Here is a 15,717-nt window from a genome sequence, read left to right on the forward strand (position 1 = left end):
CCGCCGGGCGGACCAGGAAGGCGAACCGTGGCCGAGATCGTCCTCGACGGCATCACCAAGCGCTACCCGGACGGCGCGCTCGCCGTCCGCGACCTCGACCTCACCATCGCCGACGGCGAGTTCGTGATCCTGGTCGGCCCCTCCGGCTGCGGCAAGTCCACCACCCTCAACATGATCGCCGGGCTGGAGGACATCACCGAGGGCACCCTGCGGATCGGCGGGCAGGTGGTCAACGACCGCGCGCCCAAGGACCGGGACATCGCGATGGTCTTCCAGAGCTACGCGCTCTACCCGCACATGAGCGTGCGCGAGAACATGGGCTTCGCGCTGCGGCTCGCCAAGGTGGACAAGGCCGTCATCGCCGCCAAGGTCGACGAGGCCGCCCGGATCCTCGACCTCACCCAGCACCTCGACCGCCGGCCCGCCAACCTCTCCGGCGGCCAGCGCCAGCGCGTCGCGATGGGCCGCGCCATCGTCCGGGATCCGAAGGTGTTCCTGATGGACGAGCCGCTGTCCAACCTCGACGCCAAACTCCGCGTCCAGATGCGGACCCAGATCGCCGCCCTCCAGCGCCGGCTGGGCACCACCACGGTGTACGTCACCCACGACCAGGTCGAGGCGATGACCCTCGGCGACCGGGTGGTCGTCATGCGCGGCGGCGTCGTCCAGCAGGTCGGCAGCCCCCAGCACCTGTACGACGCGCCGGTGAACCTCTTCGTGGCGGGCTTCATCGGCTCACCCGGCATGAACTTCCTCGCCGCCACCCTCGAACAGAACGTGCTGCGCACCTCGCTCGGCAGCCTCCCGCTGGACGACCGGAAGCGGCGGGCCCTGGAGACGGCGGACGCGCCGCGCGAGCTCATCGTGGGCATCCGCCCGGAGGACTTCGAGGACGCCGCCCTGGTCGACGCCCACGGCGGCGGCATCACCGGCAGCGTCACCGTGGAGGTCCGGGAGTCCGTCGGCTCGGACGTCTACGTCCACTTCGCCGAGGAGGGCGGCCCCGCCCGGACGGCGGAGCTGGCCGAGCTCGCCGCCGACTCCGGCCGGGCCGACACCGGGATGCAGGAGCACCGGGTGGTCGCCCGGCTGAACACCGCCACCCGGGCCGCCGAGGGCGCCGCCCTGGAGCTGTGGCTCGACACCGACCGGATCCACGTCTTCCACCCGGGCACCGGGGTCAACCTGACCCGGTCGGAGCGGGCCGCGGGCTGATGCCGTCGTGGTGCTGCGCTGTCCCGTGGCTGTGCTGCCGCGCAGCCCTGGCCCGCGTCGGCCGACCGGGCGGTCCGGGGCCCTCGGGTCGCCCGGGGCGGACGGGCACCGGCGTCGCAGGGCGTGTTCGGCGTGATCGCTGTCCGTGAGCGGCGCGGGCGGGCCGGCGCGGCCGGCGTCGCCGGTCGAGGGCGGGTGACGGCGGGCGCGGCCGGCACATTCCGGCGCCTCGGGATTATCCGGCCGGTCCCGGGGGTTCCCCTGACAGAAGGCCGCCACCCCGGACGAGCGGGGTGGCGGCCTTCGCCCGTCCGCGCGGTACCCGTCCCGCCGGGCCCCGGCTCGTGGCGCCGGGCCGTCCGACGGCCCGGTACGCAGGGTGCCGGCCCGGGTACGGAGGGGCAGCTCAGGCGGGCAGCCAGGACGGCCACCACGGGGGGACGTTGCTGCTCGGGCAGAGCCCCGAATCGCCGTGGTACCCGCTCGGTGTGCCCATCAGCGCGAAGGACCCGTCCGCCAGCACCGCGAGTGTGAGCAGCACCAGGACGGCCGGGACGATCCCCCGCCAGGCGATGGGCAGCCCGGCCGTCAGCCGCCGCGAGACCGCCCACGCCGCCACCGCCGCGACCAGGAACAGCGCCTCCAGGCCGGGCCACTCCACGAGGGTGAACGCGAACCGGTGCTGCGGCTCCCAGGCCGCATCGCAGTAGGCCCGCGCCGCGGCCACCAGCACCGCGGTCCCGTACCCGCCGGCCAGCCCCAGCACCACGACCCCGACCCCGGCGACCCCGCGCAGGAAGGCCGGCCCCCGAACTCCGGGCGCCCGCCCGGACCTTGCATCAACTGGGATACTCATGCCCCTCCGGACGCACCCGCCACGGGAACGGTTCTCCGCCACCGCCACCGCCACCGGCTGCGTCCGCCGTCTGCGTCCGCCGTGCTCCGTGCCGCCGCACCCCTGTACCGCCGTACCGCTTTGTGCCGAACTCACCTGACCAGAAGCACAGTTGAACGCCCGGCAGTGGTCCGCGATTAATCGGTGGGCACCGCGGAGCGGCTCGGCTGGAGTGCCACCGCGGGGCGGCTCCGCGACGTGCTTCCTTCTCCGCCGGCGCGGCGCGGTCTGCGTCCCGCCCGGCGATCTGCGGCCCGCCGCCGACCCCTGGAGCGTCCGGGGCCTGGTGGCCCTCGACGCCGACCTCGCCGAGCGCGGCTACCTGCTGACAGCCCGGCTCCGGGGTGCGCTGGCCAGGCTGGCGCCGCTCCCGCTCGCCCGGGTGGGGGACGGGCTGCTGGCCCGGATCGACCACCTGCTCGGTGCGGACCGCCGCCACCTCGCGCTGTTCCGCCGGTTCCCGGACGCGGTGCCCGACCACGCGCAGGTCTTCTACTCGCGCCAGATCCGGGCTTTCCTGCTCAACCAGCCCCGCCAGCCGTGCGCGCACTGCGGGAAGGCCGCCGCCGAGGCGGGCATCGGAGCCCTCGCCCCCTGTGCCCATCTGCTCTGCGCCGGCTGTCACGAGGGGCTCGCCGCCACCGGCCGCGGCGGCCGGTGCCCGGTCTGCGACACGCCGCTGGCTGCCGAGCCCTTCCTCGGTGAGGACAACCGGGAGGGCCACCGGGCGGCCGAGGCGTTCGGCGGCGAGCAGGTGCTGCGCCCGCTGCGGCTGATCGAGGACGACGGGCTCACCGCCGCCACGGCCGAGTTCGACCGGCTGCTGGCGCGCCGCACGCCGCTCTCCCCGCAGGACCGTGAGGACCTCGCCGCCCTGCTCGCCAACGCCCCCGCCGACCTGGTCTCTGCGACTACACCGCCCTGGTGCACGGCGACCGCGCGGCCGTCCACTCCGGGGACGGTGATGATCGTGTTCAGCTACAACGACGTCGCGTTCGAGTAGCTCACCGACGCCTTCGCCGGCTTCCTCCAGCTCGGCGGCGGCAACGGCAGCGGTAACGGCAGCGGGAGCGGTAACCGCGACGGGAGCTGTGGCCGTGGTGGTCCGGGCGGCGGGCACTACGACCCGAAGGCCGTCCGCCAGCGACTGGACCTCGCGGGCGACGCCAAGGTCTGCGTCCCCATGATCATCGACCTGGCCGACCGCCGGTACACCTGGACCGACCTCAACACCGGTGCCGACGGCGGCTTCCACAGCGTCGGGCGCTACCACGAGGAGGTCGGCCGGCTCAGCGCCGACGTCCTCGCCCACTTCTCCCCGGGCAGCCGGGCGACGCTCTGGGACCTCGCCGGCGCCCTCGCCGCCGCGACCACCGACGAGATCCTGGTCCGCGACCGGGACGGCGCGGGCGGTGTCCGGGCCTGGCGCCGCGCCGCCGCCGAGCCGGTGGCGGACTTCGCGGCCCGCCTGCGGGCCCTGCGCGACCCGGACGAGGACTACGCCGCGCCTCCCGCGCACCTCACCCGGCTGCTCGCCGGGCGGCGGGCGCTCGTCGCCCTGGTGGACGGGGACGTGCCGGCTCCGGAGCAGCTCTCCGGCACGGCCTACCGGCTCTACCCGGGGCCGGTCGACGCCGCCCCGGAGACGCTGGAGCGCATCACCGCGGGGGACTTGGTAGCCCGCTTCGCCCCGTCGTCCGGGAGCTGACCCGGGCCCCGGCCCGGCCCGGGCCGGTCGCCGCCGAGGGACGGCCCGGTCACCGCCGAGCGGCGGCCCGGCCGTTGCCCCGACGGCCGGGCCGCCGCTGCCCTTTCGGCACATACTTCGCACCGGTCCCTTCTGTTCCGGGTGCCGCTCTGACAGCATCGTCCGCTACCCCGTGACGCACCGTCGGTGACCACCGTCCCGTCCGACAGAGGACCATGTGACCAGCCCTGCCCGCACCAGGCCTGCCCGAACGGCCCGCACCGCGCCCACCGGCGCCCACCGGCCCGCCCCGTGGGTCCGCACCAGGCTGCGCGCGCAGCCCCCGGCCGCGCTGCTCACCGCCGCCCTCGCCTTCGCCCTGGTGTTCCTGGCCGCCGCGTTCCCGCGCGCCATGGACCGCAGTGCCGACGCCGCGCTGCGCGCCTACCTCCACGACCGCGGCCCGCTGGAGACCAGCCTGCTCGTCACCGCGGCTCCCGTCCCCGGCCGCGCCGAGACTGCGGCCGACCTGGCGAAGGTGGCCGGCGACCTCGTCGCCGGCGCCGGCGCGGGCCTCCCCCTGGCGCCCTCGGGCCCGGTCTACGGCGCCCGCGCCGCCGAGATCCACGCGCTCACCACCCCCGGTCTTGACCGCCCCGACGGCCGCACGCCGCCCACCCTCCAGCTGCTCCACCTGTACGACATGACCGCGCACAGCACCCTCGTCGCCGGGGCCTGGCCCGCCGGAGGCACCACCGCGCCCGGCGAGCCGATCCCGATCGCCGTGAGCCGGGCCGCGGCCGACACCATGGGCATGCGGGTCGGCGCCGTCCTCGACAACGACGCCGCGCCCGTGCGGAGCGTCCGGGTGGTCGGCCTCTACGACGTCACCGACCCGTCCGACCCGTACTGGGCGGACCTCTCCTGCACCGACCGGGCCTGCCTGCACCACTCGCCCGACGACCCGAACGTCCGGAACTGGCACACCGCCGGCATGGTGGGCGGCGACGACCTGCGCTCCCTCGCCACCTGGGGCCGCCAGGCACGCGACTTCTGGCGGCTCCCCGTCGACACCGGCGCGCTGCGCGCCGACCGGCTCTCCGACGTCCGGCGGGACGTCGCCTCCTACCTGACCGGGCCCACCGCCGCCCGGCTGATCGACGTCACCGACCGTCACGACCTGCGGATCACCTCCGGGCTGCCGGGCCACCTGGAGCGGGGCGTGCTCCGGCAGGCCGCCGTCGCGCCGCTGGCCCTGATCGGACCGGCGGCCGTCGCCGGGATCGCGGCCATCGTGCTCGCCCTGGCCACCGCCCTCACCACCGAACGGCGCGGCGCCGAACTCCGCCTGCTCCGCGCCCGGGGAGGCTCGGGCACCGGCCTCCTGCTGCGACTGTCCGGCGAGGGCGCGGTGACGGTGCTGCCCGCCGCGCCGGCGGCCACCGCACTTGCTCTGTGGCTGCTGCCCTCCCCGCGCTGGACGGCGGCCGTCACGGCCGCGCTGGTCACCACCCTGCTCGCGCTGCTCACCGCCCCCGTCCGGGCCGCCCTGCCACCGGCCCGCCGACACCCCGGCAGGGCCGCCCGGCGCGGCCGGCTGATCGCCGAACTCCTCGTCCTGGCGCTCACCGTGGCGGCCGTGACCGGCGTCCGGCGGCGCGGCGCCGCGCCGCCCGTGGACGGCCCCGACCTGCTGCTCGTCGCGGCGCCCCTGCTGATCGCCCTCACCCTTGCGCTGCTGCTGGCCCGGCTGCTGCCCGTGCTCGCCGGGCTCCTGGCCCGCACGACCGGCCGCGGCGCGGGGGCGGTGGCCTTCCTCGGGCTGGCCCGGGTCGCCCGGGGCGGCGACGGCCGCTCCCGCCCCTCCGCGCTGCCACTGGTCGCCCTGGTGCTGGCCGTCACCACCGCCGGGTTCGGCGCGACCGTGCTGGGCGGCGTCGACCTCGCCCGGCAGCGGGCGGCCCGGCTCGTCGTCGGCGCGGACGCGTCCGTCGCGGCGCCGGCCGGCCGCACGCTGCCGGCCGACTTCGCCCCGGCCGCCGCCGCCCTGCCCGGGGTGACGGCCGCCACCGCCGTCCGGCTGGAGAGCGAGGCGTTCCTGCTCGAACGCGTCGCGGGGGTCGCCAGTGGCGTCGACCCCGACACCACCCAGGTGACGGTGGTGGTCGCCGAGCCGCAGGCCTACGCGCGGATCGCCCGGACCGTCGGGGTGGGCACCTTCGACCCGGCGGTGCTTGCTGCGCAGACCGCTGGTGCGCCGGCCGCGCAGGCCGTTGGTGCGTCGACCGCTGGTGCGCCGGCCGTCCCCGCGCTGTTCAGCAGCGCCCTCGCGCGCCAACTCGGCCCGGGCGGCCACCGGTTGCGCCTGCCCAGCGGCGGCGAGGTGCTCACCGTGCGGGCCGGCACGGTCGAGGCGACCCCCGCGCTGCCCGGCGCCACCCGGCCGTTCGTCGTCCTGCCGGCCCCGGCGGCCACCGCCGCGCTGCCGGAGCTGGGCCGCGTGACGGACTGGTTCGCCGTCGGCCGGATCGACGAGCCGGCCCTTGCCGGACTCGTCCGCCGACTGCCGCCCTCGCCCCTCGCCGACCCCAACGCGCGGAGCTCCGCGCCCGGGCCGACCGCCTCCACCGCCATGGTCGGCAACGACCCCGACGCCCTGCGCAACGGCTACGTGAGCCGCAGCAGCGCCGCCGTCACCGCCGAACTCGCCAAGGACCCGCTCCAGCACACCGCCGGCCGGCTCTTCGGCGGGGCGGTCGCGGCCGCCGCGGCGCTCGCCCTGCTTGCGCTGCTGCTGACCCTGCTGCGCGCTGCCCCCGAGCGGGCCACGGTGCTCGCCCGGCTGCGCACCATGGGTCTGCGGCCCCGTCAGGGCCTCGTGCTCATCCTTGCCGAGACGCTGCCGCAGACCCTCACGGCCGCGGCCGGCGGGGCGCTGGGCGGGCTGCTGGCCGTCACTCTCCTCGGGTCGGCCGTCGACCTGTCCGCACTGGTCGGCATGCCGGTGCCGCCCGGCCTGCACCCGGCAGCCGGGCCGGCCGTCCTGCCGGCCGTGGCGCTCGCCGCGCTGGCCACGTGCGCCGTCCTGGCCGAGACCCTGAGCGGCGGGCGCCGCCGGCTCGCCACCGAACTGCGGGTCGGCGACCGGCCCTGACGGCCCTGACCGGTCATCGGCGCCGGTGGCAGGAAATTTTTCGGTTTGGACCGCTCGAAGTGAGGGTTACTCAGCGGCCCACGCCGAAGAATTTCCTGCTACCGGGCAGTCGGGGACGTTCCTCGCCGTGGGCCGTCACCTCCGGGGCGACCCGGCTCAGGCGACGAGCAGGCGCAGACCCAGCTCCGCCGCGTCGTGGGCGACGAGGTCCCGGTTGAGCTCGGCCCACCGCCCCGAGGACAGGTCCTCGCGGAGGCTCTCCACCGCGCGCCGCTCGGCCCGCGGACCGACCCTGGTCCACACCGACACCGCACGGCGCACCTGTTCGTCGAGGTACGCCTCGGGCCGGCGCCAGTGGGCTTCGAAGAAGCCGTCGGCGCAGTCCCACGGGATGGGCACCGGCTCCGCTCGGCCCCCGATCGCGCGGGTCATGTCGGCCAGTGAAGGCCGGCCGGCCAGGAGGTCGGCGAATTCGGGCAGGTAGTCGCGGGTGAGCCAGAACCGCTGGAGCCAGCCGGTCGTACTGGCGTCGTACGTGAACACCACCACGCGACGGGCCACCCGCCGCATCTCGCGCAGTCCGGCGATCGGGTCGTGCCAGTGGTGCACGGTGCTGAACGCCATCGCGGCGTCGAAGGACTGGTCGGCGAACGGCAGGCGCTCCGCGCGGGCGGCCACGCACGGCGCCGCGTCCGCGGCGCGCTGCGCCCGCATGACCGCCGACGGCTCCACCGCCGTGACGTCGCGGTCGGGGGGCTCGTAGGAGCCGGTGCCGGCCCCGACGTTCAGCACCGTCCGGGCGTCCCCGAGCGCCTCCCAGACGCGCGCGGCGATCCGCGGCTCGGTGCGCCGCGTCGCCGGGTACGCGGAGCCGATGGCTTCGTACAGCTGGGCGCCGAACACTTTCAACTGATCCTCCGGTGTCGTCCTGATTCCCATGGCCCGTGCCTCCAGTTCCTGGTCGATGGCCTGCACCATGGCCGCCGCGCGGTCGCGCTGCCCCTGCAGCAGACCGCGCAGCCGGCGCAGGTGCGCGACCGCGTCGGTGGCCGGGTCGTCCACCAGATCCGCGATCGCGCGCAGTCCGAAGCCCAGCCGCCGGTAGCCGAGTACCTCCCGCAGCCGCTCGACGTCGCCCGCCGAGTAGGCGCGGTACCCGGCAGCCGTCCGGGCGGACGGCTGTACAAGGCCGATCCGGTCGTAGTGATGCAGCGTGCGGACGCTCACGCCGGCCAGCTCGGCCACACGCCCCACGGTCAGGTGCTCTTCCACGGCACCCACGATGCGCCCTGACGCGGCGTCAGGGTCAAGCGGCCCCTCGGCGCGCCCGTCCGTCGGCCCCGGCGTGCTCCGGACCACATGCCTCCCGGCAGGCCGACGGGAGAACTGTGCTTGCGCGAACTTCCTTCTGTTCTTTCAAAGTTGGCCACCGCTGAGGGGGCGGGACCGGTAGGAATGGGGGCGTTCGGCCCGCCCGGGCCGGGCGGAGGGGGACGCGGGGTGCGGAGACAGCCGTGCCCGGGCACCACGGGGGAGCCCCCCCGCGATCTCCCTCGAGCGACTCCCCTCTCCGATCAAGGGACACGATGCGTTCGTTCACCAAGACCCTGCCCGTACTCCTGGCCGGCGCGGCACTGGCCGCCGCCGTGTCGGCGTCCCCCGGCGGGGCCGCCGCGGTGACCACCGAGAGACCGCGGGGCCTGGAGGTCGCCGTCCCGGCCTACGTGCTCCCGGGCGACCCCATGCTGGCCGCCCTGCCGACCACCCGCCCGGCGCCGTCGATCCTCATCCTCAACCCCTACAACGGCTACGCCCCGTTCGACGCCGGCTGGCAGGCGCAGGCCGACACCCTGCGGACCGCCGTCACCGCGCACGGCACGCACACCCGGGTGCTCGGCTACGTCGACACGGCCCACGGCACCCTCCCGCAGTCCGTCGTGCGGGCGACCGTCGACAACTACCTGAGGACCGCCGACCACCGGCTGCACGTCGACGGCATCTTCTTCGACCAGTCCGGCCGGGACTGCGGGGCCGGCAACGCCACCCGGGACTACTACGCGGCGCTGCGCGCGTACGTCCAGGAGACCGTCTACGCCGTCTCGCCGCAGGCCCAGGAGCTGGTCGTGGACAACCCGGGCACCGCGGTAGCCGACTGCTACCTGGAGCCCGGACACCGCACGGCCGACGTCTTCGTGACCTTCGAGGGGACGTACGCCGACTACACCGGCGCCTGGCTGGGCGGCAACGTCTTCAACGCCACCGCCGGGTACTACGCCGGTGCCTCCCTCGATCCCAGCGGCACGGCCTTCTGGCACCTGGTGTACGACGCACCGGACACGGCGGCCATGCGCACCACCCTGGACACCGCTTTCGCCCGCGGCGCGGGCTACGTCTACGCCACCGACGACGCGATGGACATCCCCTGGGACGCCGCCCCGGGTTGGGGCTTCGCCGCCGAGACCGCCCAGGCGGCCACCAAGGGCTGACGAGGGATGACGAGGGCTGACGAGGGATGACGAGGGCTGAGGATGGCTGACGAGGGGCGCGACCGAATGGCATGACGGCCGCCCCGGTGCCCGGGCCCGCGCACCCGCGCGGCCCGGGCGCCGGGGCCCTCGGCCCCTGGCCGAGCTGGGGCGGCTGCCCCGGCGGTCGGTGCGTGGTGCGGGCACGTCGCTCTGCACGATCGGGCAGAGCCTGCCCGGACTTGCGCCGCGGCGGCGGCCGCAGCTTGACCGGGCGTCGACAACGAAGACAGGGTGGTTCGCATCCTGATCACCGATTCCGGTGCACAGCCCTGCCGTGAGAGAGAACCATGAACAAGATCCGAAGTGCGGCTGCCGTCGCATCAGCACTGGCCGCCGTCCTGGCCGTCGCCCCCGCCGCCGCGGCGTCCGACAAGCCGGTCGTCGTCGGGAAGACCTGCTCCCACCTGGGCGGGCTCTTCTACTGCGGGTTCGCCTACGGCTCCGGCGAGACCGTCATGAAGACGGCGAAGGGCGAAGCGCGCTTCGTGATCGGCATGGACCACGCGGTCTGGATCAACGACGACAACGGCAAGTGGGGGTCTCTGGGCGGCGGCCCCTTCGTCAAGCAGGTGAAGATCCTCAACCACCAGGGCGACTTCAACTTCACCATCAGCTCGGTCGACAGCAACAACGTGACCTGGTCCCGGACCCTCACCCCGTGGGACGGCTGGACCGAGTGGTACCCGGGCGTCCCCAAGGGCGCGTAGTCCGGGAGAGGGCCAAGGACGAACCCGCAAGGCCGCCGACCCCCCTCCTTGGCGGCCCGGGAGGGGGGTCGGCAGTTGTTCACGCGGTCAGTGCCGCAAGCTCCGCGTTGGCGCGCTCGGTGACCAGTGCGAGGACACGGCCCGCCGCGGCGAGGTCCTCGGCGGGTATCCCGCCCCAGACGCGGGCGGTGACGGGGGCGGTGTCCGCGCCCACGGCGGCGAGCAGTTCGCGCCCCGCGTCGGTGGGGCGCAGGTGCGCCCCGTCCACCACGAGCAGCTGCTCGGCGACCAGTTCGTCGAGGGTGGCGCGGGCGTCGGCCGGGCCGGTCTTGAGGGTGTCCTGGATCCGGGCGGCGAGGTGGTCCGCCGTCTGCGGCTCCTCGGCGGTGACGGCGGCGCGCAGCGCGACCTGCTGCTGGAACGTCATGCCGTGCCGGGTCAGGACGTGCTCCAGGACGCCGCGGGCGGCGTAGTGGGCCAGGCCGAGCATGCGGGCATCGGCGAGGGGCGCGGCGGTGGTGGTGGACGCGGTGGTGGCGGTGGTGGTCATGGTGTTGTCCCCTGAGTGCTCTCGTCGTTCGGCTGGGATGGAGCGAGAGGTGCGTCGAGCAGGGCCGTCAGTTCGTCGGTGAACGCGCGCGTCCGCGGGTCGTCGAGCCCGCCGAGCGGCTCCAGCAACTGCTGGAGCAGCCCCTGGACGACCGTGACGGCCTGCTGCGTGACGGTCAGACCCTGCTCGGTGAGGGCCAGTTGGACGGCGCGCGGGTCGCGCGGGTCACGGGTGCGTCCGATCAGGCCGGCCGACTCCAGGGCGCGCGCCAGTTTCGAGACGTAGAGCGCCTCCAGTCCGGTGTGGTCGGCGAGGCGGCGCTGGCTGGGCCGCTCGCCGTCCCGCTGCATGCCGTACAGCGACGCGACCAGTGAGTACTGCGCGTGGGTGAGACCCAGCGGAGCCAGTGCGCGATCGACCGCGACGCGCCATTTGTTGGCGAGCCGCCATACCAGGAAGCCGGGCGTGGGGCCCGGTGAACCCTTGCTCATGCGAATAGAGTACATGGCTACTATGTCCATGGCTACTATTTCGAATGCGCCGTGGTCAGCGGGCGAGCCTCGCGACGGCCGCCGGGGTGACGGGGGTGAAGAAGTTCACGAGGTTGCCGTCGGGGTCGCGGACCAGGAGTGAGCGGTTGCCCCAGGGCATCGTGGTGGGCTCGGTGACGAAGTCGGCGACGAAGCCGGCCAGGCCCCGGTGGACGCCGTCGACGTCGTCGACGAGGAACTCGATGATCACCGTGTTGTTGTCGGCGGGGCGCGCCGCACCGGGGGCGAACAGCGCCACGGTGCGGGTGCTGCCGATCGCGAGGGTGCCGCCGGTGGTGCGGAGCTCGGCGAAGTCCTCGGTCGGCCACGTCGCCCGCACGCCGGTGGCGCGTTCGTAGAAGCCGACGAGGCGGGTGATGTCGCCGGTGATGATGCGGATCGAGACGAGGTCCATGGTGATCTCCTTGGCCGGTGGGGCTGGTGGAACCGTTGCCTCTCGCACGCTAGAGGAGATAGGGGACAGAATCGGTCCGGTATCCCCGCTACGATCCGTCCATGGCTCGACCTACCGGCCGCGTGCTCACACTCCTGGAACTCCTGCAGTCGGGCGGCATCCGGACGGTGGCCGAACTCGCCGACCGCCTGGGCGTCGACGGACGCACCGTACGGCGGTACGTGGACCACCTCATCGACCTCGACGTGCCCGTCGAGTCGGTGCGGGGTCGCTACGGCGGGTACCGGCTCGCGCCCGGGTACCGCCTGCCCCCGCTCATGCTCAATGACGACGAGGCGCTCGCCGTGCTGCTCGGCCTCGCCGTCGGCCGCCGGGCCGGGGTGCTGACGGCGGTGGGCACGGCCAGTGAGACCGCCGCGGCCAAGATCCGCCGGGTGCTGCCCGAGCGTCTCGCCCGGCGGCTCGACGCCGTCCTCGCCGCCCTGGCCTTCACGGCCCCGCCCCGCGGGACCGCCGCCCCGGAGACCGGCGTCCTGCTCACCGTCGCCGATGCCGTGCGCGGGCACCGGCCCGTCTCGATCAGCTACACGGACCGCGACGGCCGGCGCAGCGAGCGCACCCTGCACCCGTACGGGATCGTCACCCACGCGGGCCGGTGGTACGTCACGGGCAGTGACCCTGCCATCGGCGAGGACCGGAACTTCCGGCTCGACCGCATCGCGGACGCGAGGGCCCTGCCGGGCTCGTTCGAGCCGCCCGCCGGGATCGACCCGGCGGAGCGCCTCCTGGCGGGGCTGGCCGGGGCCGCGTACCGGTACGAGGTCACCCTGCGGATCCACGGGACGGTCGAGCAGATCCGCGCCCGGCTTCCCGCCGCTGTCGCGCGCGTGGCGGAGCCCGTGCCCGCGGAGGGCGCGGATCCGACCGCCTCGCCGACCGCCTCGCCGACCGCCGACCCGCAGCCCGAGCAGTGGCACCGCGTCGAGGTGCGGGCGGAGCGGCTCGACTGGTTGCCCCCGGTGCTGGCCTCGCTGGACCGGCCGTTCGTCGTCGAGCGACCGGAGGAACTCCGGGACCTCGTCATCGCCTTCGCCGACCGGCTCGCCGCCTCCGCCCGCCGGACCTGACAGGCCCCGGGCAGGGGTGCGAGCACTGGTGGGGACCGCCGGCCGGGCTGCGGCCCGCGCGGCCGCCGGCGAGCACGACGCGGGCACCCGGCCGATCGCAGCGCGTCATACCCGTGCGGCGGGGGTTTGGGCGGGCGGTCGGCTGCCCAAGTGCCAGGTAGGACGTCGTCGCCGCCCGCGGGCGTGGCCCGGCGGGCGCCGGAGCCGGCGTGGTGCGAGAAGGGAGGCCGTCATGGCCAGACCCGTGTGGACCGGCGTGCTCACCTTCGGCCTGGTGACCGTGCCCGTCGCCCTGTACACCGCGACGCAGTCCCACGACGTGCGCTTCCACCAGCTGCAGCGCGGCACCTCCGACCGGGTCCGCAACAAGCGCGTCAACGAGCGCACCGGCCGGGAGGTCGACTTCGGCGAGATCGTGAAGGGCTACCCGGTCGCGGAGGGCGAGTACGTCGTCGTCGAGCCGGACGAGCTGGAGCGGATCTCGCCCGGCCGCTCCCGCACCATCGACATCGCCGGCTTCGTCGACCTCGCCGACGTCGACCCGATCTTCTTCGACAAGACCTACTACCTCGGTCCGAAGGGCCAGGAGTACGCCAAGGTGTACGCCCTGCTCGTCCAGGCCCTGGAGCACGCGAACAAGGCCGGGCTGGCGATGTTCGCGATGCGGGGCAAGGAGTACCTGACCGCCGTCCGCTCCGAGGGCGGCCTGCTGGAGCTGCACACCATGCACTTCGCGGACGAGGTCCGCGACCCCCGTCGCGAGATCGACGACCTCCCCACTGACGTGGCACCGACCGCACAGGAAGTGCGGACGGCCGAGGAGCTCATCGGTATGCTCGCCGTCGACTGGGACCCGGACGAGTGGCACGACACCTACGAGGACCAGGTCAAGAAGCTCATCGAGGACAAGCTCGCCGGCCGCGAGATCGCCGTCTCCACCGGCGCCGCCCCCGAGGCCACCAACGTCATCGACCTGATGGACGCCCTCCGCCGCAGCCTCGACAGCGCCGGCAAGGGCGAGCCCGCGGCGGAACCGCGCAAGCCCGCCGGGCGGCCGGCCCCCGCGGCCGCGTCCCGGTCCCCGAAGGCCACCGGCGGCAGGAAGAACACCTCCACCAAGGCGCCGGCCACCGGGCCGGCGACGGACCGGAAGAGCGCGACCGGCAAGCAGCAACTCTCCCGGCTCACCAAGGCCGACCTCTACAAACGCGCCACCGACCTCGACATCCCCCACCGCTCCACCATGACCCGCGACGAGCTGCAGCACGCCCTCGAAGAGGCCGGCCGCCCCCGTCGCGCCGCCTCCTGAGGCGGGTCGTGACAGCGTCCCGCGGCCGGCGGACGCCGGCGGTGGGGTCGCGGCGGTGGGGTCGCGGCGGCGGACGGAGCACGGGTCGACGCCGACCTCGGCGTGTTCGACCGGACGCTCCCGGACCGTGGGGCGGTTCCGCCACCGCTCTCCGACCGCGGCCGTCCTCCGTCGCAGGAGCGATGCGGTGGCGACGGGGTGTCCGTCGGCGCGGGAACAGCCCGGGTGGGCTCCCAGCCGCTATCCATGATCCATGGCGCCTACGAACCCCAGCAGTCCCCGGCCGCACCACCGTGCCCCGGCACGTCGCCCGGCGGGCGGGGCGCCGGGCAGGTCGCCGGGCAGGGCGGCGGGCGTCGGTGGTGCGGCATGCAGGTGAGGCGCCCCGGGCCCCGTCGGCCGGCCTCCGCGGCGCCCGCCGGTGGGGCCGGTCCGGTGCTGCGCCGGCTCTCGGACCACGCGTGGCGGCTGCTGGTCGTCGCCGGGGCCGGCTACCTGGTGCTGATCGTGCTGGGGCGGTTCCACCTGATCACGCTGGCCGGCTTCCTCGCCCTGGTGGTCACCTCCGTGATCCGGCCGGTGGTCGATCTGGTCGCCCGCGTACTGCCCCGCCCGCTCGCCGTGCTGACCGGCCTGGCCGTGGCGATCCTGGTGCCCGCCGGGCTGCTCGCGCTGATCGGCGAGACCGTGGCGTCCGACGTGTCCAGCCTGGGCCGGGAGTTCCAGGGCGGCCTGGACCGGCTGGAGAGGTTCCTGGAGAACGCACCGTTCCGGGTCGCGCCGGGCACCTTCGACGATCTCCAGCGCAAGGTCTCCGACTTCGTCTCCGCGCACCGCTCGACGCTGATCAGCACGGCCCTCAGCGGTGCGGGCCGGGTGTTCGAGGTGGTGACGGGCGCGGCGCTCGCCCTGTTCATGTCGGTGTTCTTCCTGCACTCCGGGGAACAGATGTGGCGCTGGACCACCGCCCAGCTGCCGGCCGGCGCGCAGGACCGCCTGGACCGGGGCGGCCGGGTGGCGTGGCAGAACTTCGCGGGCTACACCCGGGGCATCTTCATCGTCGCGGCGAGCAACGCGATCATGGTCGGCATCGCGCTGTTCTTCCTCGGCGTGCCGCTCGTCCTGCCGCTCACCGTGCTGGAGTTCTTCGCGTCCTTCGTCCCGCTGGTCGGCTCGCCGATCGCGATGCTCGCCGCGTCGATCGTGGCGCTGGCCGCCCGTGGTCCGGTGATCGCCATCGTGGTGCTGCTGCTGATCGTGGTGATCGGCCAGATCGAGGGCCACGTGCTGCACCCGCTGGTGATGAGCCGGGCGGTCAACCTGCACCCGGTGGTGGTCGCCGTCTCGGTGCTCGCCGGCAGCATCGCGGCCGGAGTGATCGGCGCGGTGGTCGCCGTCCCGGCCGTCTCGGTGGTCTGGGCGGTCTACGCCGCGCTGCGCCGCCCGCGGCCTGCGAAGGGGCCGGCGACGGAGTCGCGGAACGGCCCACCATCGGGCAAGGGGCCGCGGAACGGCCCGCCACCGGGCAAGGGGCCGCGGAACGGCCCGCCACCGGGCCGGGGGAAGGGCGCGGTGCCGGGGCCGCCGACGGCCTGACGCT

General features: G+C 75.0%; 14 protein-coding genes. 9 read left to right on the forward strand and 5 right to left on the reverse strand.

Annotation, left to right across the window (positions count from 1 at the left end; all coding sequences use genetic code 11):
• The first annotated feature begins 27 nt into the window (after positions 1 to 27).
• Positions 28 to 1,215, forward strand: coding sequence for an ABC transporter ATP-binding protein (locus OH807_RS39770; RefSeq protein WP_406209912.1), 1,188 nt, complete (start codon positions 28 to 30; stop codon positions 1,213 to 1,215).
• 406 nt (positions 1,216 to 1,621) lie between these two features.
• Here the strand turns inward: OH807_RS39770 and OH807_RS39775 are convergent, their stop codons facing one another.
• On the reverse strand, positions 1,622 to 2,071 hold the full coding sequence (locus OH807_RS39775; RefSeq protein WP_406209914.1) for a hypothetical protein: 450 nt from the start codon (positions 2,069 to 2,071) through the stop codon (positions 1,622 to 1,624).
• Positions 2,072 to 2,282: 211 nt separating this feature from the next.
• Between OH807_RS39775 and OH807_RS39780 the strand changes: the two genes are divergently transcribed.
• The 3 genes from OH807_RS39780 to OH807_RS39790 all read left to right on the forward strand — a co-directional run bounded on the left by OH807_RS39780 (position 2,283) and on the right by OH807_RS39790 (position 6,951).
• On the forward strand, positions 2,283 to 3,113 hold the full coding sequence (locus OH807_RS39780) for a hypothetical protein (RefSeq protein ID WP_406209917.1): 831 nt from the start codon (positions 2,283 to 2,285) through the stop codon (positions 3,111 to 3,113).
• Between the two features lie 180 nt (positions 3,114 to 3,293).
• The gene (locus OH807_RS39785) at positions 3,294 to 3,818 is read left to right on the forward strand and encodes a hypothetical protein (RefSeq protein ID WP_406209919.1); all 525 of its coding nucleotides are present in this window, start codon (positions 3,294 to 3,296) and stop codon (positions 3,816 to 3,818) included.
• A gap of 217 nt (positions 3,819 to 4,035) precedes the next feature.
• Positions 4,036 to 6,951 carry an FtsX-like permease family protein gene (locus OH807_RS39790; RefSeq protein ID WP_406209922.1) on the forward strand — a complete coding sequence of 972 codons (2,916 nt, stop codon included), beginning with the start codon at positions 4,036 to 4,038 and terminating at the stop codon, positions 6,949 to 6,951.
• 156 nt (positions 6,952 to 7,107) lie between these two features.
• Here OH807_RS39790 and OH807_RS39795 read toward each other — a convergent pair whose 3' ends face one another.
• Complete coding sequence (locus OH807_RS39795) at positions 7,108 to 8,223, reverse strand: MerR family DNA-binding transcriptional regulator (RefSeq protein WP_406209925.1); 1,116 nt, start codon at positions 8,221 to 8,223, stop codon at positions 7,108 to 7,110.
• A gap of 314 nt (positions 8,224 to 8,537) precedes the next feature.
• Between OH807_RS39795 and OH807_RS39800 the strand changes: the two genes are divergently transcribed.
• Together OH807_RS39800 and OH807_RS39805 are read left to right on the forward strand one after the other, a co-directional pair.
• The gene (locus tag OH807_RS39800) at positions 8,538 to 9,437 is read left to right on the forward strand and encodes a spherulation-specific family 4 protein (protein WP_406209928.1); all 900 of its coding nucleotides are present in this window, start codon (positions 8,538 to 8,540) and stop codon (positions 9,435 to 9,437) included.
• Positions 9,438 to 9,766: 329 nt separating this feature from the next.
• Positions 9,767 to 10,186, forward strand: coding sequence for a hypothetical protein (locus OH807_RS39805; RefSeq protein WP_406209932.1), 420 nt, complete (start codon positions 9,767 to 9,769; stop codon positions 10,184 to 10,186).
• A 79-nt stretch (positions 10,187 to 10,265) separates the two neighbouring features.
• Here the strand turns inward: OH807_RS39805 and OH807_RS39810 are convergent, their stop codons facing one another.
• The 3 genes from OH807_RS39810 to OH807_RS39820 are packed head-to-tail and all read right to left on the reverse strand — an operon-like array spanning position 10,266 to position 11,681.
• Positions 10,266 to 10,736, reverse strand: coding sequence for a MarR family transcriptional regulator (locus tag OH807_RS39810; RefSeq protein ID WP_406209935.1), 471 nt, complete (start codon positions 10,734 to 10,736; stop codon positions 10,266 to 10,268).
• Complete coding sequence (locus OH807_RS39815; RefSeq protein WP_406209938.1) at positions 10,733 to 11,227, reverse strand: MarR family winged helix-turn-helix transcriptional regulator; 495 nt, start codon at positions 11,225 to 11,227, stop codon at positions 10,733 to 10,735. The genes OH807_RS39810 and OH807_RS39815 overlap by 4 nt, the downstream gene beginning before the upstream one ends.
• A gap of 55 nt (positions 11,228 to 11,282) precedes the next feature.
• Positions 11,283 to 11,681, reverse strand: a complete 399-nt coding sequence (locus OH807_RS39820; protein WP_406209940.1) for a VOC family protein — start codon at positions 11,679 to 11,681, stop codon at positions 11,283 to 11,285.
• Between the two features lie 101 nt (positions 11,682 to 11,782).
• On the opposite strand from OH807_RS39820, the gene OH807_RS39825 reads away from it, so the two are divergent.
• The 3 genes from OH807_RS39825 to OH807_RS39835 all read left to right on the forward strand — a co-directional run bounded on the left by OH807_RS39825 (position 11,783) and on the right by OH807_RS39835 (position 15,713).
• Positions 11,783 to 12,808, forward strand: a complete 1,026-nt coding sequence (locus OH807_RS39825) for a helix-turn-helix transcriptional regulator (protein WP_406209943.1) — start codon at positions 11,783 to 11,785, stop codon at positions 12,806 to 12,808.
• Positions 12,809 to 13,040: 232 nt separating this feature from the next.
• Complete coding sequence (locus tag OH807_RS39830; protein WP_406209946.1) at positions 13,041 to 14,117, forward strand: Ku protein; 1,077 nt, start codon at positions 13,041 to 13,043, stop codon at positions 14,115 to 14,117.
• 369 nt (positions 14,118 to 14,486) lie between these two features.
• Positions 14,487 to 15,713, forward strand: coding sequence for an AI-2E family transporter (locus OH807_RS39835; RefSeq protein WP_406209949.1), 1,227 nt, complete (start codon positions 14,487 to 14,489; stop codon positions 15,711 to 15,713).
• The last annotated feature ends 4 nt before the right edge of the window (positions 15,714 to 15,717 follow it).

It is taken from the genome of Kitasatospora sp. NBC_01560, from assembly GCF_045208415.1.
In the GTDB taxonomy this organism is placed as follows: domain Bacteria; phylum Actinomycetota; class Actinomycetes; order Streptomycetales; family Streptomycetaceae; genus Kitasatospora.

Bases quoted from the DNA above. Each gene is read 5' to 3' on its own strand.
- OH807_RS39835 (WP_406209949.1), top strand. From the start codon at position 14,487: ATGCAGGTGAGGCGCCCCGGGCCCCGTCGGCCGGCCTCCGCGGCGCCC.
- OH807_RS39800 (WP_406209928.1), top strand. From the start codon at position 8,538: ATGCGTTCGTTCACCAAGACCCTGCCCGTACTCCTGGCCGGCGCGGCA.
- OH807_RS39810 (WP_406209935.1), bottom strand. From the start codon at position 10,736: ATGACCACCACCGCCACCACCGCGTCCACCACCACCGCCGCGCCCCTC.
- OH807_RS39830 (WP_406209946.1), top strand. From the start codon at position 13,041: ATGGCCAGACCCGTGTGGACCGGCGTGCTCACCTTCGGCCTGGTGACC.
- OH807_RS39785 (WP_406209919.1), top strand. From the start codon at position 3,294: ATGATCATCGACCTGGCCGACCGCCGGTACACCTGGACCGACCTCAAC.
- OH807_RS39825 (WP_406209943.1), top strand. From the start codon at position 11,783: ATGGCTCGACCTACCGGCCGCGTGCTCACACTCCTGGAACTCCTGCAG.
- OH807_RS39805 (WP_406209932.1), top strand. From the start codon at position 9,767: ATGAACAAGATCCGAAGTGCGGCTGCCGTCGCATCAGCACTGGCCGCC.
- OH807_RS39820 (WP_406209940.1), bottom strand. From the start codon at position 11,681: ATGGACCTCGTCTCGATCCGCATCATCACCGGCGACATCACCCGCCTC.
- OH807_RS39775 (WP_406209914.1), bottom strand. From the start codon at position 2,071: ATGAGTATCCCAGTTGATGCAAGGTCCGGGCGGGCGCCCGGAGTTCGG.
- OH807_RS39815 (WP_406209938.1), bottom strand. From the start codon at position 11,227: ATGAGCAAGGGTTCACCGGGCCCCACGCCCGGCTTCCTGGTATGGCGG.